This is a genomic window from Wansuia hejianensis, assembly GCF_014337215.1.
Taxonomy (GTDB): domain Bacteria; phylum Bacillota; class Clostridia; order Lachnospirales; family Lachnospiraceae; genus Scatomonas; species Scatomonas hejianensis.
Window position 1 is genome coordinate 2,106,805 of sequence record NZ_CP060635.1, and the last position, 18,245, is coordinate 2,125,049.

17 protein-coding genes, 1 tRNA gene and 2 pseudogenes are annotated in these 18,245 nt (G+C 48.5%); 3 read left to right on the plus strand and 17 right to left on the minus strand.

Annotated features, from left to right (window positions below; all coding sequences use genetic code 11):
* Window positions 1–210: 210 nt before the first annotated feature.
* From H9Q79_RS09745 to H9Q79_RS18495, 3 genes and pseudogenes are all read right to left on the minus strand, one after another.
* Window positions 211–296, minus strand: a tRNA-Ser gene (locus tag H9Q79_RS09745).
* A 155-nt stretch (window positions 297–451) separates the two neighbouring features.
* Complete coding sequence (locus H9Q79_RS09750; protein ID WP_118647450.1) at window positions 452–805, minus strand: sporulation initiation factor Spo0A C-terminal domain-containing protein; 354 nt, start codon at window positions 803–805, stop codon at window positions 452–454.
* 738 nt (window positions 806–1,543) lie between these two features.
* Window positions 1,544–1,925, minus strand: a pseudogene (locus H9Q79_RS18495) (IS110 family transposase); the annotation flags it as partial.
* 253 nt (window positions 1,926–2,178) lie between these two features.
* Between H9Q79_RS18495 and H9Q79_RS18500 the strand changes: the two are divergent.
* Entirely contained in the window at window positions 2,179–2,499 is a 321-nt protein-coding gene (locus H9Q79_RS18500) for a PadR family transcriptional regulator (RefSeq protein ID WP_118647252.1), read from the plus strand.
* A 242-nt stretch (window positions 2,500–2,741) separates the two neighbouring features.
* Here the strand turns inward: H9Q79_RS18500 and H9Q79_RS09765 are convergent, their stop codons facing one another.
* Both H9Q79_RS09765 and H9Q79_RS09770 read right to left on the minus strand, forming a co-directional pair.
* Window positions 2,742–3,650 (minus strand): IS3 family transposase, encoded by a 909-nt coding sequence (locus tag H9Q79_RS09765; RefSeq protein WP_118648884.1) that lies wholly within the window; start codon window positions 3,648–3,650, stop codon window positions 2,742–2,744.
* Entirely contained in the window at window positions 3,647–3,988 is a 342-nt protein-coding gene (locus tag H9Q79_RS09770; RefSeq protein WP_118648886.1) for a transposase, read from the minus strand. Before H9Q79_RS09770 ends, H9Q79_RS09765 begins: the two co-directional genes overlap by 4 nt.
* Before the next feature lie 288 nt (window positions 3,989–4,276).
* Here H9Q79_RS09770 and H9Q79_RS09775 point away from each other — a divergent pair, with 288 nt between their 5' ends.
* Complete coding sequence (locus tag H9Q79_RS09775; protein WP_147371494.1) at window positions 4,277–4,756, plus strand: hypothetical protein; 480 nt, start codon at window positions 4,277–4,279, stop codon at window positions 4,754–4,756.
* A 189-nt stretch (window positions 4,757–4,945) separates the two neighbouring features.
* Here H9Q79_RS09775 and tadA read toward each other — a convergent pair whose 3' ends face one another.
* Window positions 4,946–5,422 carry a tRNA adenosine(34) deaminase TadA gene (tadA, locus tag H9Q79_RS09780; RefSeq protein ID WP_118647255.1) on the minus strand — a complete coding sequence of 159 codons (477 nt, stop codon included), beginning with the start codon at window positions 5,420–5,422 and terminating at the stop codon, window positions 4,946–4,948.
* Window positions 5,423–5,507: 85 nt separating this feature from the next.
* On the opposite strand from tadA, the gene H9Q79_RS09785 reads away from it, so the two are divergent.
* A complete protein-coding gene (locus tag H9Q79_RS09785; RefSeq protein WP_249328182.1) occupies window positions 5,508–6,677 on the plus strand; it encodes a DUF6128 domain-containing protein in 1,170 nt (389 codons plus the stop codon).
* Between the two features lie 10 nt (window positions 6,678–6,687).
* Here H9Q79_RS09785 and H9Q79_RS09790 read toward each other — a convergent pair whose 3' ends face one another.
* The 11 genes and pseudogenes from H9Q79_RS09790 to H9Q79_RS09840 all read right to left on the minus strand — a co-directional run bounded on the left by H9Q79_RS09790 (window position 6,688) and on the right by H9Q79_RS09840 (window position 18,100).
* Window positions 6,688–7,383 carry an anaerobic ribonucleoside-triphosphate reductase activating protein gene (locus H9Q79_RS09790; RefSeq protein ID WP_249328183.1) on the minus strand — a complete coding sequence of 232 codons (696 nt, stop codon included), beginning with the start codon at window positions 7,381–7,383 and terminating at the stop codon, window positions 6,688–6,690.
* A gap of 23 nt (window positions 7,384–7,406) precedes the next feature.
* A complete protein-coding gene (locus H9Q79_RS09795; RefSeq protein WP_249328184.1) occupies window positions 7,407–8,282 on the minus strand; it encodes an HAD family hydrolase in 876 nt (291 codons plus the stop codon).
* Window positions 8,272–8,595 (minus strand): annotated as a pseudogene (locus tag H9Q79_RS09800) (M48 family metallopeptidase); the annotation flags it as partial. The pseudogene H9Q79_RS09800 and the gene H9Q79_RS09795, both read right to left, overlap by 11 nt.
* Before the next feature lie 129 nt (window positions 8,596–8,724).
* Window positions 8,725–9,825, minus strand: a complete 1,101-nt coding sequence (gene fliB, locus H9Q79_RS09805) for a flagellin lysine-N-methylase (protein ID WP_249328185.1) — start codon at window positions 9,823–9,825, stop codon at window positions 8,725–8,727.
* 216 nt (window positions 9,826–10,041) lie between these two features.
* On the minus strand, window positions 10,042–11,637 hold the full coding sequence (locus H9Q79_RS09810) for a xylulokinase (RefSeq protein WP_249328186.1): 1,596 nt from the start codon (window positions 11,635–11,637) through the stop codon (window positions 10,042–10,044).
* A 118-nt stretch (window positions 11,638–11,755) separates the two neighbouring features.
* Window positions 11,756–12,520, minus strand: coding sequence for an SDR family oxidoreductase (locus tag H9Q79_RS09815; RefSeq protein ID WP_118647261.1), 765 nt, complete (start codon window positions 12,518–12,520; stop codon window positions 11,756–11,758).
* Between the two features lie 23 nt (window positions 12,521–12,543).
* On the minus strand, window positions 12,544–13,767 hold the full coding sequence (locus tag H9Q79_RS09820; RefSeq protein WP_249328187.1) for a uroporphyrinogen decarboxylase family protein: 1,224 nt from the start codon (window positions 13,765–13,767) through the stop codon (window positions 12,544–12,546).
* Window positions 13,768–14,436, minus strand: coding sequence for an SGNH/GDSL hydrolase family protein (locus H9Q79_RS09825; protein WP_249328188.1), 669 nt, complete (start codon window positions 14,434–14,436; stop codon window positions 13,768–13,770).
* Between the two features lie 17 nt (window positions 14,437–14,453).
* Entirely contained in the window at window positions 14,454–15,407 is a 954-nt protein-coding gene (locus H9Q79_RS09830; RefSeq protein ID WP_249328189.1) for an ABC transporter permease, read from the minus strand.
* Window positions 15,404–16,915, minus strand: coding sequence for a sugar ABC transporter ATP-binding protein (locus H9Q79_RS09835; protein ID WP_118647271.1), 1,512 nt, complete (start codon window positions 16,913–16,915; stop codon window positions 15,404–15,406). Before H9Q79_RS09835 ends, H9Q79_RS09830 begins: the two co-directional genes overlap by 4 nt.
* 96 nt (window positions 16,916–17,011) lie before the next feature.
* Window positions 17,012–18,100 carry a sugar ABC transporter substrate-binding protein gene (locus tag H9Q79_RS09840; protein WP_249328190.1) on the minus strand — a complete coding sequence of 363 codons (1,089 nt, stop codon included), beginning with the start codon at window positions 18,098–18,100 and terminating at the stop codon, window positions 17,012–17,014.
* Between the last annotated feature and the right edge of the window lie 145 nt (window positions 18,101–18,245).

Sequence of the window (18,245 nt, forward strand, 5' to 3'; positions counted from 1 at the left end):
CAGCTAAATCATAGCCATCCAGCAGCATGACAAGCGGCGTGAGCTTCTCTTTTTTTCAATTACCCGTTATTTCAAAACCGGTCCAAAGCATTGCTTAACCGGTCCGCGGCTGTTTTTATGATAAAATAAAAAACAGCCAGCTAATGCCCACCGCATAAGCTGGCTAACTGTAAGAAGAATACCTGTGCATCGACGGGCATTCTCTTGAAACGGAGTGGGCGGGATTCGAACCCGCGTGCCCCAGAGGACAACTTGATTTCGAGTCAAGCGCGTTACGGCCGCTTCGCTACCACTCCCGGCAGGTGTTCCAGATCTTTGGACACCTCTCTTATTATACTTGCTGTCTTTCCTTCCGTCAATGGTTTTCTTGCAGGAAACCAGCCGCAAAAGATGCCTGGCGCCGGATGACAGAAACAGCAGAAGCCGCTTTTGTCACCCGGCCCAAGAGTTTTTACGCAATCAGTTGTTCAGATAAGGAAACAACAAGAATTGACAGAAATTCGGCAGGACTTGGTTTCGTCTTCATAGGATAACCCGCCAGGATGTTCAGCATTTCCGCGTGATTATTCCAAAGATAAGAAATTATTGTCCGGATGCTGCGTTCAACAGCTTTCCAGTTAGTGTCATAGTAACGGGCCACATCTGGATATAGCCATTTGGTCACAAGTGTAAGCCTGCGTGGTTCCTTCATGCAAAGCAGGGTACCATATGCGGTATAAAAAAATCCGGTATAATTCGCCGTAGCACCCAGCCGATGCAGAAAATTAAATATTTGGTTTAACTCCCCCTCCTCAGACAACCTCATTATTCATACTCCTTTCTATAATTTTTTTTTAAAATCATGTATAAACTGAAGGCATTCTTCATCTGACAGGCTCCCCAGAAAAAACATCAAGGTCAATGAAGAACAACAACTCTTTCCATGTTCCAGATCAATGTAGGATCTGGTGGATATGAAGAGTTTCTCAGCCATACTTTCTTGAGTAAGACCCTCTTTATGACGAAAAGCTTCGATGCACGACTGGAAATAGGTTTTTAAAAGTAATTTTAATTTACTCATTAAGAATAACCTCCTGAATTCGACAGAATATAGGGAAATTTTACAAAGTTAAGCTGATATTTACCATGAGATAAACCTCAGTTTTTTTGATAAATTTTCCAAAAACATTAGTTTATGTTTTTCATCCTGACAGATATAGCCAAATGAATTGGACTTCTTTTACTATTTTTTTGATGTATGTAATATTTACGCAATTATATATATAATTAATTTATATGAATGAATTATATTTTATAAGCATATATCTGTCAATAGTATTTTTCATTGAAATATAATTTTTAGAGAAATATATGCTTTTAAATTATGGACTTTTGTGTTATAATATAAAAATAAATATTTAGAAAAAGACTAACTATTAAAAGTCAAGTTTAAATGAAAAATTTCTGAAATGAATTGTAGAAATGTATTTCAGATAAAGTTGTACCTTGAAAACTGCATGACAAACAGAGTGTTATTTCCGACACTCTAAAAGGAGATATTTACAGAAGGTGAACGGCTGAAATCGCCAATCTCAGCGCTGATCAGTGCGCCTATACGGTAACTGATACCGGGAATGGTAAGGATCGGCGACTAGATTTCTTCATCCATGATCCGTTTGATGGCCACTTCGATTTCGTCCATCTCTCGTTCAGTTCCTGAATGAGTTTGATGGTATGTTTTAGTTCCAAAGACTTCTCAGGCATATGAGAACCAATAGAACTTTTTGCAGCTTCACGAAACATGACAGCGGTATCTTTTCCATATCTGCCTTTAGAACTCTCAGAGAGTAGAGGGGAAAGCCTTGTGAGATGCGCATATGCAACAGCACTGGCGCTTGGGACCTCGGAAAGAAAGTATACACAGATGCCATTTGAAGTGTAGGGACAGGTACTCCTAGTGATTGTAACCTCGTTCTAAATCAACCGTCATGCGCTATCTAACTGATCAACAACTATACAAAGAGACCGTGGTTATAGCCTTTTTCAAACCATTAAGTAGTAGAAGGAATGAAACAATCCACAGTATCTCCAACAGTATAGCATACAGACCTTGGAGAGGGTCTATAAACACTACTATAATAATACGAGGAGGAATTCATTATAGATTTAAAAGACCGCTTTAAGAAAGGGCTGATAGATATGCTCTTATTAAAAGTTTTATCAGAACATGATTGTTATGGATATCAAATTACACAGATATTTAAGCGGGTTTCAGACGGCAGTATCGTAGTGCGAGAACCTTCCATGTATCCAATTCTATATCGCCTTCAAGATCGGGGACTGATCACCTCCTATAACCAAAAAGGCAACGGACACATGGAACGGGTTTACTATCACATTGAAGACGCAGGACGAGAGGAACTAAAAAAGATGTCGGATGCATATCAGGAAGTCCAGCGTGGTGTAGAATCAATTATGAACTATACAGAAGCAATCTCTGATTTAAGGGAAGCTAGATAGAAATTATGCGCATTTCAAGCAAAGCGGCACAGGAATACTATTTCATTCTGAAATCCATTTTTCCCAAAGTAACAGTTGAGGAAGGTCGCTTTCTGAAAGAATTTAAAACAAGTTTAATTGAATTCACACTCGTACATCCGCAATGTACTTATGATACTCTGATTGAAGAATTTGGCACACCACAAGATATATTATGATATTGTCAATATTGGTTGACACATTTATCTCAAAGATATCACTGCCTATGCAGCCTGTTCCAGAGATTGGTAGTATCTCTGTCGCTTAATTATCGGAGGAAGCCCACCGTTGGCAGAGCAGATCCTCCTGTTATTCCAGTAACTGATGAAGTATCTCCAAATGAGAACCTTCAGTTCCTCTATGGTCATAGTCTCCGTATTGTAGCGGTCATAGAGAAGCTCACTTTTCATTCTGGCCCACATGCTTTCGCATCGGGCATTATCGTGGCACCTGCCACCAGCACTGTTCATGCTTTGAATAATACCGTATTTAGCAAGAGCCTTACGATAAGTTTCACTGGTATATTGTGTTCCTCTGTCAGAGTGTACAATAGCCCCTCGCAGATCAGGATATGCCAGATAGGCATTATCCAGGGTATGCTCACACAACGTTGCTTTCATGTTGGTTTCCATTGCCAGACCAAGGACACCGGAATCAAAGCAGTCAAAGATAGCTGAAACATACAGTTTCCCATCTTTAGCCTTGATTTCTGTAATGTCAGTTACACATTTTTCAAGTGGCTTGTCGGATTTGAAATCTCGCTTCAGAAGATCATCTGACTTACGAGCTTCCCGATCAGCCTTGGTAATACCATTCGGCTTACGCTTTGGTTGATGACTAAGGCCTATTTCATCCATGACCCTGTAGACGGTTCGCTCACTGGGAATCTTGAGTCCTTCCGGTTTCTTAAGGAGAAGTGCCTGATACATGCGAATGCGCCCATATGTATCATTGTATTCATCTTCAGTATGGATTGCTATCATAGCATCAGCGAGATCCTGATATTTCCAGGGCCGGTCTTTATTAGCAAGATATTTGTAGAACCCCTGGCGGCTGACACCAAGCATCCGGCAATAGAATGAGAGTTTTCCCTTAATCGCGCCGTCTTCCGTTTTTATGGCAATGAACATCATTCTTTGGTTCTTGCTGACTTCCGACGGCTGGCTGCGAAAAAAGCACTTGCTTCCTCGAGAAATTCATTTTCCTCTTTTAGACGCCGGATTTCTTTATCCTGATCCTTAACACGTTTGCGGAGCATAGCAAGTTCCTCAGCGAGACTCATGGCACTTTCTGGAGTATGTGCACCGTCGCCAATATCCAATGTACCGGCTCTAACTGCTTTCAGCCATGTATGGATGGTTCCTTCTGGAATACCTAATTCTTTGGCTGCCTTAGCACCGCCGATTTCTCTGGCAAGTTTGACAGCCTGGATCTTATATTCGTGGTCGTATTTACGTTGAGTACGTGACATTGAGAGTTCCTCCTTATTCTCTTTATTATACATGAATTCTTTGAGAATAAGGTGCCAACTTTATTTATACGACATCATTACATGAATATCTGGATATGCATGATGCAAATAAGCTTACACATGCAATTAAAAAGCATAACTATAAAAAGCTAGTGCTATTAATTATTCTAGCGGGAGTACTAATATGTTGTACAGCATATTGCATATTTCTAATCCATGCCGCTAAAAAGCTTAGTAGCCAAATTCCAGATAAGGTAATTATTTCTATTATCGAGGAGGAAATTTAACATGAATAAAAAACGTCTTTTTACTGTATTGATAACATTAATTTTCACCTTAGGATTATTTACTGCACCTATAAATGCTTCCCCACTCAATGAACAACATATTGTTAACAGGGAAATTACATACTATTCAGATGGATATTACTTAGAAACCATTACTTATGAATCAAATATCAGTACATATGGTAGCTCTTCAAAAACCGGTACAAAAACTGCTACTTATTATAATGGGTCTACACCTTTATGGTATGTCTCAGTAACTGGCTCATTTACATATTCAGGACATTCCAGCCTCTGCACTGGTGCTTCCGCAAGTTCTGGTTCCTACTCCTCAGATTGGAAAATAATTGATACAACTAGCAGTTATAGCAGAAATACCGCAACAGGAGTAGCAATCGGAAGATTATATGGAGCCGGCACCCCTTTAAAAACGATTCCCTTGAGTGTTATTCTTACATGCGACATTGACGGAAATCTAACCTAATAAAACACTTGGTCTGAAAAGGCTTAATGAATAGCTCTTCTATCTGTGTAATTTGGTCGTATTTATATAATTATTTGTTTTATAATTTCTCTTAATTCCGAGTAATTAAAAATCCATAACACATAATATAAAGGTTGTGCTGAAATAGTACAGCCTTTTTCTATCCCTAAATTAATATAACCATTCAATTTAAAGTACTGTTTTTTCGTTCTTTTTTATTTCTCTCAACCTCCTAAAAAAATCACTGAGCATTGTACTACACTCTTCTTCCAACACTCCTTCAGTTATTTTCACCTGATGATTAAACTCTTCCATGTTCAACAGATTGATCACCGATCCCGCGCAGCCTGCCTTTGCGTTCCTGCATCCAATCACCACTTCGTCTATCCTTGACTGGACCAATGCTCCAGCACACATCTGGCAGGGTTCCAGCGTCACATACATGGTACAGCCCTCCAGGCGCCAATCTCCCAGCTTTTTGCTCGCTTTGCGGATCGCGTTTAATTCAGCATGGGACAGTGTATTCTTATCTGTATTTCTCCGGTTATAGCCTCTTGCAATGATTTTGTCCTGACAGACAATCACACATCCGATAGGTACCTCCATCAGGGCCTCCGCCTTCTTAGCCTGGCGTATGGCTTCTCTCATAAATTTTTCCTGAATCATGCTTTACCTCCAGAATTAAGTTAACATATTTTCATCGCTTCTGTCATATGTTTTCTATAGAAAAGGAAAGGAGCAGTTTTTGGATATGTCCGATTATAAGCGTTTTGTAGCATATTTATATGAATACCAAAATCAGGCGAAAGGCGAAAACCGGGGATTTGTCCGGGTGGAAGCCCGGAACGGCACCTGTCAGATGGGATTCCAGTTAAAGGTTTTTTCTCTCCCGGAAGGTTCCGCGCTTAATGTCTATGGCTTCGTCCGCATTCAGGAATCTCTGTTTGGAATCCCAATCGGAATCCTGCACTCCGGACGAAACGGAATCGCAGGCAGATTGATGACTCCCTCCGTACATATGGGCGATTCCAGTTTTTCTCTGAATGAACTGGGAGGACTGATCATTTTCGGACCGGAAGACCGTATTTATGCCACCCAATGGGACGACATCCCTATCCACCCTGAACGTTTCACCACAGATACAGCTATCCTGCAGGAACCTTCTCACTCTGCCCCCGCCTCCGTCCCACAGAAGACGGAAGCAATTCATTCCAGTTCCCCAGGAAACGCCCAGGCCTCCAGCCAGCCGGTAAACGCTTCTTCTGAGCCTTCCCCGTCTGCCCCGCAGGCCGAGGCAGCTTCCAGCGCCAGTCAAACCACAGCTCAGCCCAACGCCGCTTCCGGGGCCGTTCATTCCACAGCTCAGCCCAACGCCGCTTCCGGGACCGCTCATTCCACAGCTCAGCTCAACGCCGCTTCCGGGATCGTTTTAGCTGCCGCGCAGACTGCGGCCGACACCTCCGAAGAAGCCACAGACAATCCGACGGAAGGCACCTCCGAAGAGGAATTGCATATCGCATCCGTAGAGGCTGCCATCCCCCCTGTCATGTCCGCTTCACCTGCTGAGCGCTGGCAGGCACTGCTGGATTCAAGCCCCCATATCCATCCCTTTGACGATGATGAAATCGGCGAGTGCATTAAGATCGACCTGAAGGATCTCCCGATTCTCCGTAAAAACGGCTGGCAGGTGGGCAGCAATCAGTTCCTGCTTCATGGCTTTTATAATTACCATCATCTGCTGATGGGACGGCTCTCCTCCGGAAAAGAGGACACATTCGTATTCGGCGTTCCAGGCATTTTTGATGTGAAGGAACAGTTCATGGCTGGCATGTTCGGCTTTTCAGCATTCAAACCGGCCCGGAATTCCTCTGAGACAGCCGGGGTATCGCCATTCGGATACTGGTACCGGCCCGTGCAATGATTTCTTCCGTTTATTCCACACCTCTGACCCCTACTTCCGGGATGCTCCGCATCAGGAGCTCCCGGAATCTTTCCAGCTGTTCCCTGGAATATCCGGTAAAGACAGGATTTATCACTGATTCAGACTCCCGGTAATTCTGGAGATAATAACGTCTGCATCCGGCCAGCCATTTCCCAATCCGTTCAAACTCTTCCCGGCCGTGTAACTCACGCATCACCGTCGTCCGGAACTCATAGTCTATCGTCCCGCCCATGAGAAACTCAACCGAATCCTGAATTCTCAGCACATCCAGTCCCTTGACGCCAGCCGTATCACCATAGCGGTCAGGCGCATTTTTAATGTCCATCGCCACATAATCCAGAAGGCCCTCCGAGGCCAGCCGTTTCAGGATCTCCGGGCGGTAGCCGTTGGTATCCAGCTTTACCCGATAGCCCAGCGCTTTTATCTTCCGCAAAAATTCCGGCAGTTCAGGATCCAGTGTCGGCTCCCCGCCTGTCACACAGACTCCTTCTAAGATCCCCCGGCGTTTTTTCAGATGAGCCATCACCTCTTCTTCCGGCACCTCCGGCTCCCTCTCCGGGTGAAGTACCAGGTTGCCGTTCTGACAGAAAGGACACCGGAAGTTGCAATGTCCCAGAAAAATAGTACAAGCCAGAAGACCCGGATAATCCAACAGCGTCAGTGTCTGAAACCCATGTATGCGCATTTCTTTTCCCCCTTCCTGAGCCCTTAGGCACGCGTTGTATCAGAACCGCCGGCCCTGATACCCAGGATCTCCCGGATGCCGTATGCCACCCCGTCCTCCTGGTTAGACTTGGTCAGACAGTCAGCCGCCGCTTTACAGCCTTCTGTCGCATTTGCCACCGCAATCCCGCAGCCAGATACTTTCAGCATGTCAATGTCATTATCCGCATCCCCAAAAGCCGCCGTCTCCTCCGGCCGGATGCCCAGCCGTTCCAAAAGGAAACAGAGGCCGGAAGCCTTCCCCGCCTCAGGGCTTGTCAGCTCTATCCTGTTCGGGACCGATGAAGTGATGTAGAGACTTCTGCCGCAGGCTGCCAGCTTTTCCCGCAGGCTCAGCCTGTCCTGCTCGTCCCGCACAATCAGATCCAGGCCGTCCAGCTCCTCCCGGTGCTCCCGGATAAAGGCGTGGATATCCTCTACCCCCTGACGGGTGGACTGAATATACTGGACCGCATAAGGCGTCGCCCCGAACCGTGCCGGATCTTCCACATATTCCTTCTGTCCGTAGGGCACCCCCTGCAAAAACGCTTCATAGCTGCAAAAATACCCCTTCGTGACCTCCAGTATCTGATCAACATCCTCTCCCTGCAGCATCACCCGACGGATACACTGTTTATCCTTTAAGCGGTATACCGCAGCACCGTTCGAGGTGATCGCGTATTCAATTCCAGGTATGGCGGTGACAGCGGCCGGAAGTGTCTCCAAAGCCCGCCCGCTGGCCACCACGACACAAATTCCACGGGTCACTGCCTCTTCAAGCGCCTTCCTGTTCCCTTCACTGACCGACTTGGCGTCCGACAGAGTCGTCCCATCCAGATCCAGCGCGATACACCGGATATTTTTCTTAACTTCAATACTCATTTCCATGCTCCTTCAACCATTTCCGCCTCTCCCGGTAATCGGGCAGTATCTTCTCAACCTCTGCCCAGAACCTGGAAGAATGATTCATTTCCTTTCTGTGCGCCAGTTCATGAATAACCACATAATCTAAAATCGCCGGAGGCATCAGAACGAGCTTCCAGTGGAAATTCAGATTTCCCAAACTGCTGCAGCTTCCCCAGCGCGTCCTGGTGTTTTTAATAGCAATCCGCCCGTAGGTGACTCCCATCATTTTTGAATAATATTCCGCCTGTTTTGTGCAGACCAGCCGCGCCTGTTCTCTGTACATCTTCTCCCGGCATCCGGCAACTGTTCCCGTCATGCTGTACTGATCTCCTTTTCATACCTACAGGATATACCCACAGAACATGTGCTACAGGATGCCCTGTGGGTATACTGATTGTAACAGATTCCCTTTCCTCTGTCAGCCAATATCCAAATAATTTTCGAGCTGTAAAAAGCACGGCTCTTCCAGACAGATTTCCGACAGGGCTGCCATATTCTCCGGACAGTATTCGATTTCCTTGGAAAACAGCTTTGCCGTCTGTATCCTGTCATCAAACGTGAAGCTTCCCTTCTCTATCCACCGCTCTATATCCAGCAGCCGCACTACCAGCAGGCCGGAAACACTGAATCGCACAGGCGACAGCAGGTTCCCGTCAAAAAGTGCTTCCATAAAATACCGGTAAATAAAATAGACCATCAGCTGCTCATATTCCGAAAGTCTTTCCCGGTATTCCTGTAAAAATTCCTTTCTCTTGGCCAGCAGCTCCGGCAGCCTGCTCTGGAGCTTTCCGATCATTTCCGGCCAGGTTCCGTCCAGGGACTCCAGCTTCCGGTATTCCTCCAGAAGAGCTTGAAGGCCTTCCTCCCTATTCTCTCCTGTTTCCTGTACCCGTATCTTTTCCGGCGCTTTCCAGCATTCTGCCAGCTTTTCAATTGCCGCCCCATCCTCCTGGTCCAGACAGCCCTGAACCGCTTCCGCGAATAAAAGCAGCCGGTAGATCCGCGTATCCAGAGAAACGGTCCTGTTTTGCAGCAGACAAAAGGCTCTTTCCCTGGCTGCAAGAAGCGGTGCGGACAGCGGGTCATCCTCCTGGGATTCCCCGCCATCCTCCAGCACTTCAAAAGCAAGCGGCTCCCTGAGGCTGAACAGCAGACGGCCTGCCTCTTCACAGCACAGCCCCAGCCCCGCTTCCGTATAATCTCCGAACCACTGATAAAACCGGGGATGTTCCCTGCAGATATCACAGAGCGATTCCTCACCCAGCCGGCAGATCAGCTCACACAGGTTATCCTTCCTCAGAAGGGGGCACCGCTTCCCCGGCTGCAGAATGAAATATTTTTCCTCCTCATCCTCCCCTATCATTGAACGCAGGCGTTCCCCGAAAGCTCCCTCCACGCGTTCATAACGCTCCGCTGCTTCTTCATCCACCTCGATCTCCCAGCCCGCACAGCAGGTATCCCTGCATTCAGAGCTGATGCAGTGGAAATCTTTGTAATAAACCGGTCTTCTCAGCTTCATCTTTCCTCCCGCGGCACATTGCTCACAGATCACACCGTAAAACAGCCGAATGCAGGCGTGCCGCCATACTAATATACTTTTAACAGTATAATCCGCCGCTCTCCCGTTGTAAAGTGATTCCGAACTCACCTCATAACGAAGTACACATCAGCCGCCACAGCCAAAAGCGGAGAGGACATCCGGCCGTGCTCCGCGCCGGATGCCCCCTCCGCTGTGTTACCATTTCATAGACGCAATCGCGGCTTTCTCAACTGCCAATCCGGTCCGGTAATGCTCCATAAATTTCTCAAAGCCTTCGATCTCTTCCGCTTCCGGAGTGATGGTCATGCCCGACATTCCGCTGAAAATGCGTTTCTCCAGGAAAGCTTCCAGCGTCTCGCCCTGGGCGCGTTCCACCAGATAGAGCGCAAGAAGAGCGATTCCCCAGGCTCCCCCTTCGCTGGCCGTGTCCATCACGGTTACCGGCGCATGTACGGCAGCGGCCAGATATCTCTGCCCCACTCCCCTGGTTTTGAAAAAGCCTCCGTGGCCCGTAATCCGTTCCACTTCCACCTTCTCCTCCTTCATCAGGATATCCAGTCCCATTTTCACGGCTCCCAGCGATGTGTAGAGATGCGCCTTCATGAAGTTGGCCAGGTTAAAACGGCTCTCCGGCGTCCGGAGGAAAACCGGCCTTCCCTCATTCAGCATGGTGATATTTTCCCCCGAATAATATCCGTAAGCCAACAAGCCGCCGCAGTCCGGATCTCCCTGCAGAGAGTTTGTATACAGCTTCTCAAATAAGCTTCCCGGATCGGCCGGGATTCCCATCAGCTGCGCGAATTCTCCAAACAGGCTCACCCATGCATTCAGATCTGAGGTTCCGTTATTGGCATGGGACATGGCACAGGGATAACCTGCAGGCGTGGTCACCATGTCGATTTCCCGGTACACCCTGGACAACTGCTTCTCCAGTACAATCATCGCAAAGGTACTGGTTCCGGCGGATACATTCCCCGTCCGCGGCGCAACAGAATTCGTGGCCACCATGCCTGTACCGGCATCGCCTTCCGGCGGGCACAGGGCGATGCCCGGCTTCAGCTGCCCGCTTTCATCCAGGAACGCGGCCCCTTCTTCCGTCAGGGTGCCTGCCGCTTCTCCGGCAGTCAGAACCTTCGGGAGCACATCCTGCGCTTTCCATGAATAATGGTACTTCTCAATCAGATGGTTGAACTTTTCCAGCATTCCCGCGTCATAGTCCAGCCGCTCCGAGTCAATAGGAAATATCCCTGCCGCATCTCCGATGCCGATCACCTTCTGCCCTGTCAGCTTCCAATGGATGTACGAACTCAGCGTCGTGACAAAAGCTGCTTTCTCTACATGCTGCTCACCGTCCAGGATTCTCTGATACAGATGCGCAATCGTCCATCGCAGGGGGATATTAAACTGAAACAGCTCCGTCAGCTCATCCGCCGCCTGCTGGGTATTCGTGTTCCGCCAGGTCTGGAACGGGGCCAGCTGATTGCCGCCGTCATCCAGCGCCATATAGCCATGCATCATAGCGCTGATGCCGATAGCTCCAATGTCCGTCAGGGCTGCCCCGTATTTTTCCTCCACATCCCGGCGCAGGCTGCTGTAGCAGGCTCTTATCCCCTGATGAATCTCGTCCAGGCTATACGTCCAGATATTGTTAATCAATGAATTCTCCCAGTCATGAATCCCGGCTGCCAGAACCTTGCCGCAGTTGTCCACCAATACGGCTTTTATTCTGGTAGATCCCAGTTCGATGCCCAGGGCTGTCTTTCCTCTTACAATCTGTTCCTTTACCTCCATACGCTTCCTCCATCTTTCTGTCATTTGTCTCTGTCTTTAACATGAAAAGGAGATTCAGGCCGGAAAACAAACCCAATCTCCTTTTAAGCATTACATAAAAATGTTAAATCGTCAACACTTAAACGACTGTAAAGCAGCCATCAATAATCATATCAAGGCCTGAGGTATAGGTAGACGCATCAGACAGCAGATAAATCACCGCTCCTGCCAGCTCCTCCGGAGTTCCCATCCTTCGGAAAGGTATCGTGCTCACCCAGTAATCCTGCCAGTCCTGTCTGACCGTACCGGTCATCTCTGTCTTAATGTATCCGGGGCTGATGGAATTTACACGGATTCCCTTGGACGCCCACTCTACTGCCAGGGATTTTGTCAAATGGGCTACTCCTGCCTTTGATGAGTTATAGGAAGCCTGTCCCTGGGGAATGTTTACGATCGTTCCAGACATGGAAGCCGTATTCACGATATTTCCTGTCTTATTATGGGCGACCAGATATCTTCCGAAAGCCTGTGCCACGAAGAAAATACCGTTCAGATTCACATTGACAACCTTCAGCCAGTCATCCGGCGTGCAGTCCAGGGCGTCCTTATGAAGGCAGATTCCTGCGTTATTGAACAGCAGGTCCAGGGTGCCCATCTTCTCTGCCGCCGCCTGAATGTTCTTCTCCACATCTTCCGGGTCGGTCACGTTGCAGACGAAGGCTGCCGTTCTCACGCCGTACTCTTCCGCGATCTTCTCAGCGACCTCCGACGCGTCGTTCAGGTCAAATATCACCACATCTGCGCCTGCGTCCGCCAGATACCCCGCAACCACTTTGCCGATCCCCTGATTGCCTCCTGTCACTATTGCTACTTTATTTTTCAAATTAAAGAAATCATGTTTCATCTGAAAGCTCCTCCCCTGCCCGTTTATTTGTCGTATGATGAATATTTATATGCCGCGTCATAAATGGCGATCGCCCGCTCCGGAGTTACGTCATTCTGGATGTTGTGAACCTGGTTAAACACATAGCCGCCGCCCTTTTTGAAGATGCCTGACAGCTCTTTGACTTCTGCCTCTATTTCTTCCAGAGTTCCGTTGGTCCCTGTGGTAGTCATGTTGCAGCCGCCGCCCCAGAAGGTCAGCTGGTCTCCGAATTCCTCCTTCAGCTGTCTGGCGTCCATATTTTTGGCCGTCAGCTGCACAGGATTCAGAATGTCGATTCCTGCGTCAATCAGATCCGGAATGAACGGATAGATGGAGCCGCAGCAATGATAGAAAATCTTCACATTGGGTCTCAGCTTATGTATGTACTGGAACAGCTCCTTGTGATACGGTTTGATCATCTCACGGTACATATCCATGGAGATCTGCGGCGCCTGCTGGGTTCCCAGATCGTCGCCCATGTGGAATACATCAATATAGTCGCCCACCGCATCCAGATACGTCCTGGCGCTGGCCTTCAGCATTTCCAGCCTTCTGGCATTGTAGTGATGAACCAGCTCTTTTTCAATCACCAGGTTCTCATAATAGACGTCATATCCAAAATCATACTGACCTGACTCATAAAAAGCAGAACCGACAAACTCTGCAAGGATGGCCTTATCCGTAGTCTCATAGAGCCTTTTGGCTTCCTTGTGAAGCCATTCCGCCTCTTCCTGTGTCATCACAGAAAAATCTATTCTGTCATCGATATCCTTTGTGGTTTCCGCGTCACTCAGCGGATGGTTTACCTGGTCATAATAATAACCTCCGGCCGGAAGGTGCGCGATGACCGTCCCATCCGGATTCAGCAGAAGCTTATCGCCCCTTTCATTGGTGACAGGATTGAAATTCTTCGCTACCAGCGACGGCGTCCCTTCCACATCCGCTCCCATCTTCCATTCGTCAATCGGAATATTGAAGGAAGGCGCCAGACGGTGAAGCTGCACTACATCCCCGTGGAAACGTTCGATCAGATTCATCTCCGGCTCCGCCAGCTGCTGCCAGATATCATAGATCTTCGTGGTCTCTGTGCTCAGGCCCAGATATTTTTTCAAGTTGTTGTAAGCGACCGCTGTCATCCCAGTGGAGCGCATGGCTCCGAAATCAATGGGCATTCTGTCTGCTTCTTCATGATTTAATACTTTTCTAACTCTTTCTCGTGATGTCATTTATTCTTCTCCTCCTGTATCCTTCTCCCGTTTAAAAATTTTTCTTACAGCATCTGCCACCGCAATTCCCAGTTTTCTGTGGCCTTCTTCTGTGAGATGCACGCCGTCTGTATCTGAAGGCCAGGCATAATCGGCCGCGTTCAGGAAATGCGTCCCATTTTTTACCGCCAGGGCCTTTACCGCTTCTCCAAACCCCTCTGAACGCCTGTCCGCATCCGTTCCCAGATTCGCCACATATTCAGGAAGCCGTTTATACGCCGGTGAAATCCTGGGCGGAGCCATCAGAAGCACTTCCGGCCTGCCTCCGTCCATGGGCAGCACCGGCAGCTGATCCAAATATCTCTGCAGCGCCTGAGCCGATGTAATCGCCTCCATGCCGAACCTCACCTTCAGATCGTTGGTTCCCAGCATGAGGATCAGCAGGTCCAGCGGCGACTGGGACACACAGCAGGGGCCGAAATATGTGAGGCCGCTGAGCCGCCCTTCAGCCAGATCGTCAAAAACCGTCGTTCTGCTGTTGTAGCCTTCCTCGATGACCTCCCAGCCCGTTCCCAGCTCTTCCCGGAGAATACCTGTCCACCGGACTTTCCCGGGATACCGTCTGAGTGTATATGGCATAGCGCCCCAGGTGTTAGAATCCCCATAGCATAAAATCCTGATATCGTCCATCTGTTGTCCCCGTATATTCAGTGCTTTTCCTTTTTCTGCACACAGTCGAACCCTACCGCTATGGCGAGGATTACGCCTTTTACAATCATCTGGACATACTGGCTCATATTGATCAGCACCAGCCCGTTGTTCAGGATGCCGATGATCAGCACGCCGATTACAGCATTGTACAGCCTGCCTGAGCCTCCGTTCACGCTGACACCGCCCAGCACGATGGCCGTGATCACGTCAAACTCAAAACCGTCTCCCGTATTGGCCTGCCCGGAATTTACTCTGGACAGGGTCACAACGGCGGATATACCCGCAAACAGGCCTGAGATCATATAGACCAGCCGCTTCACCCGGTTAACGTTGATGCCCGACAGCTTGGCCGCTTCCTCGTTTCCTCCGATGGCGTACAGAGACCTTCCAAAATAGGTCCGGTTCAATATAAAACCTCCGATGGCAAAGAACAGCACCATCAGGATGACCGGAATCGGCACCGGGCCGATATATCCCTGTCCCAGAACCCTGAATGCGTCGGGAAATCCCGCGATTGACTGTCCGCCGCAGATGATGTAGGCCAGGCCGAACAGAATATTCTGAGTCGCCAGCGTGGCGATCAGCGCCGGTATATTGGCCAGCGTCACCAGAAGACCGTTGATATAACCGGCCAGCGCCCCGGCCGCCACGTTAATCAGGATGGCCAGGACGAAGTTCATTCCAGCCTTTGCCATCAGATACGCGCAGACAATGTTCACAAAGGACACCAGGGCGCCCTGGGAGAGGTCGATGCCGCCCAGGAGCATGACGAACATGCCGCCCACCGATGCGATGCCGATCATGGAAACCTGCCGGCAGATGTTGATCAGGTTGTTATAGGTCAGGAACACGTCGCTCAGCACTGAGAACAGCACCATCAGCGCCACCATGACCAGTATGATTCCATACTTTCTGATTAGATCCAGTTTACTTTTTACGTTTGTTTTCATTTGCCCTTTCCTCCGTCCGCAACTACCTTTGAGGAATACTGAAGTATTAATTCCTGGCTGAATTCACTCCGCTGAAGCTCGCCCGTCTGCTGCCCCTCACTGAGCACCACGATCCGGTCGGACATGCTGATCAGCTCCTCCATCTCTGAAGAGATCATGATCAGCGCCTTTCCCTGGCGGAGAAGTTCATGCATCAAAAGGTATATTTCATACTTAGCCCCGACATCGATCCCTCGCGTCGGTTCATCAAATATTATGATATCAGGCTGCGTTGCCATCCATTTTGCCAGAACCACCTTCTGCTGGTTACCGCCGGAAAGGCTTTGCACCTGCATTTCGGAATTCGCCATCTTGATTTTCATGGCGTCCTGGTACTCCTTCACGATTGCAGCCTGTTTCCTGCGGTTAATTACCGTAAATCTCGACAGGTTTTTATAACAGGCCATCGATATATTTTCTTTGATGCTCATGGGTAAGACAAGCCCCTGTTTTTTTCGATCTTCCGGAACCATCGCTATCTTGCTGAGGATAGCTTCCTTAGGCGACTGAAAATGCACCTGTTTGCCCTTCACTTTTATGGTTCCTGACTGAGGTCTTACCATACCGAAAATCATCTGCGCCAGCTCTGTCCGCCCGGCGCCGATCAGCCCTCCGAGTCCCAGGATTTCTCCCCGTCTGACCTGAAAGGAAACGTCTTTCACCCCGTTTCCGGTTAAATGGTCCACCTCCAGAATCACCTCGTCCGAGGGCTTGCCCTCATAGACCGGAAAAGCTTCTGTCAGCTCCCGTCCGACCATGTATCGGATCAGCTCATCCTTGTCTGTTTCTTTTACATCCTTTGTCGTGATATATTCACCGTCCCGCAGCACCGTCACCCGGTCCGCGATACGGAATATTTCTTCCAGCCGGTGGGAAATATAGATAATGGTCACTCCCTGCGCTTTCAGGCGTTCTACCACCTCGAACATGCTGTCTACTTCGTTATTTGTCAGCGGCGCCGAAGGCTCATCCATGATCAGCAGCTGGACATTCTTGGAAAGCGCCTTTGATATTTCCACCATTTGCTGATAGCCCACGCTCAGTTCCTTCACCAGCGTGCTGGTGGATATATCCGGGGCAAACTGTTTAAAAATCTTATCGGCCTCTGCAACTACTGTCTTTTTATCAAACAGCCTGCGCCCCTTCATCTTCTCCCCGATGAAAATATTTTCCGCTATGGAAACCTCTTTCACCAGGTTAAATTCCTGATAAACTGCCGCAATCCCATTTTCCTTGGAAAGAGCAGGATTCATGCTGGTAAATGTCTGTCCGTTTATATGTATAGTTCCTGTCGTCGGCGTGATCGCTCCCGTGCAGATCTTGATCAGCGTAGATTTTCCCGCGCCGTTCTCTCCAACGAGTGCATGGACTTCACCCTTCCGGAATTCTATGTTGATATGGTTCAGCGCCTGGACACCAGGATATTTCTTCGATATATCTTTCAGCTCCAATACGTTATTCGCATCCATAGTCCCAAACTTCCTTTTCTCAAATCTGCTTTCCGGAGAACGCAGCTCTGTCCCTTCTCCGGAAAGCGTTGTCTGGCTTTACTGTCTCATTCCGCCTTACTCAATGCTAAAGCCCATTTGCTCAGCCACTTCTGCCACGTTTTCCTTTGTAACCTGAGTTTCCGGATACGGGGTATTCTTCGGATAATCTTCGTCCGCGAAGATTTTCTGAAGCACATCCAGGATGGTCTCCCCATGAAGCTTTCCACCTCCAAGGCTCATAGCTCCGCGGATCGCATCGCCCTGATAGATCGCCTTAGCTACCTGCTCTGTACAGTCAACGCCGAAAATCGCAAAATCATCTGTATTCAGGCCCATGCCGTTTGCCGCTTCTTTACATGCCAGCGCTCCGCCGTCGCCGATGGTGACACAGACCTTGATGTTCGGATTCGCTGTCATGGCATTTTCAGCCTGGGGCAGTATTTCTGCTGTAGTGGTACCAGAGATATAGGAGACAATCTTTGCTTTCGGTGCCAGATCCTTCAGGGCCGCTTCCATACCGCTTACACGGTCAACCAGAACATCATATTCCGGAGCATCGTTAATCAGCACTTCGCAGCCATCCGGGAACTTCTCGTTGATCCACTCCGCAGCCATAGACGCCACGCTGTAGCCTACGTCATAGTTCCGGACCATCATGTCCGCCGTATAGTTGGAAATTTCATAGCCCAGCGCGAATACGACGATTCCTTCATCAATCACCTGCTTCATGTAATCGCCCATGGAATCTGTATCCTTCGCACCGACAACAATTGCTTTACATCCAGAGGTGATAAAGTTTTCCACCTGGTCAATCTGCTCATCGGAGCTGTCACAGCCTACTGCCGTCACATCAAATCCATAGGACTCGTCCACTTCCATCATGTGGTTTGCACAGTCTGCCCACACCGGGTTCGCCAGGTCTCCAAATGTAACGCCCACTTTGATCAGTTCTCCGGACGTTCCGGAAGACGCCGAAGCGCTGGATGCTGATGCTGCTGATGATGAACTGGAACCCGCTGCTGGTGTCGAGGTCGCTGATGCTGATTTTTCTGATGTTGATTTCGCCGTTGACGCGGCATTATCCCCCGAACCGCATCCCATGAGGCCGCAGGCCATAGCGCCTGCTAACGTTAATGCTACCCATTTTGAAATGTTTTTCTTCATACCTTCCTCCTTGGCATTCGTTATTATTCAAGCTTGAATTATCTTAATTATACAAAGGCATCCACCCTTAAAAAAGGAGACAAACCCACGATAAAGTGGAAAAAGTAAATATTCTGTTCAAAATGGTAAAAATACCCTGCAAATC

Bases quoted from the DNA above. Each gene is read 5' to 3' on its own strand.
- H9Q79_RS09750 (WP_118647450.1), bottom strand. From the start codon at position 805: ATGAGGTTGTCTGAGGAGGGGGAGTTAAACCAAATATTTAATTTTCTG.
- H9Q79_RS18500 (WP_118647252.1), top strand. From the start codon at position 2,179: ATGCTCTTATTAAAAGTTTTATCAGAACATGATTGTTATGGATATCAA.
- H9Q79_RS09765 (WP_118648884.1), bottom strand. From the start codon at position 3,650: ATGATGTTCATTGCCATAAAAACGGAAGACGGCGCGATTAAGGGAAAA.
- H9Q79_RS09770 (WP_118648886.1), bottom strand. From the start codon at position 3,988: ATGTCACGTACTCAACGTAAATACGACCACGAATATAAGATCCAGGCT.
- H9Q79_RS09775 (WP_147371494.1), top strand. From the start codon at position 4,277: ATGAATAAAAAACGTCTTTTTACTGTATTGATAACATTAATTTTCACC.
- tadA (WP_118647255.1), bottom strand. From the start codon at position 5,422: ATGATTCAGGAAAAATTTATGAGAGAAGCCATACGCCAGGCTAAGAAG.
- H9Q79_RS09785 (WP_249328182.1), top strand. From the start codon at position 5,508: ATGTCCGATTATAAGCGTTTTGTAGCATATTTATATGAATACCAAAAT.
- H9Q79_RS09790 (WP_249328183.1), bottom strand. From the start codon at position 7,383: ATGCGCATACATGGGTTTCAGACACTGACGCTGTTGGATTATCCGGGT.
- H9Q79_RS09795 (WP_249328184.1), bottom strand. From the start codon at position 8,282: ATGAGTATTGAAGTTAAGAAAAATATCCGGTGTATCGCGCTGGATCTG.
- fliB (WP_249328185.1), bottom strand. From the start codon at position 9,825: ATGAAGCTGAGAAGACCGGTTTATTACAAAGATTTCCACTGCATCAGC.
- H9Q79_RS09810 (WP_249328186.1), bottom strand. From the start codon at position 11,637: ATGGAGGTAAAGGAACAGATTGTAAGAGGAAAGACAGCCCTGGGCATC.
- H9Q79_RS09815 (WP_118647261.1), bottom strand. From the start codon at position 12,520: ATGAAACATGATTTCTTTAATTTGAAAAATAAAGTAGCAATAGTGACA.
- H9Q79_RS09820 (WP_249328187.1), bottom strand. From the start codon at position 13,767: ATGACATCACGAGAAAGAGTTAGAAAAGTATTAAATCATGAAGAAGCA.
- H9Q79_RS09825 (WP_249328188.1), bottom strand. From the start codon at position 14,436: ATGGACGATATCAGGATTTTATGCTATGGGGATTCTAACACCTGGGGC.
- H9Q79_RS09830 (WP_249328189.1), bottom strand. From the start codon at position 15,407: ATGAAAACAAACGTAAAAAGTAAACTGGATCTAATCAGAAAGTATGGA.
- H9Q79_RS09835 (WP_118647271.1), bottom strand. From the start codon at position 16,915: ATGGATGCGAATAACGTATTGGAGCTGAAAGATATATCGAAGAAATAT.
- H9Q79_RS09840 (WP_249328190.1), bottom strand. From the start codon at position 18,100: ATGAAGAAAAACATTTCAAAATGGGTAGCATTAACGTTAGCAGGCGCT.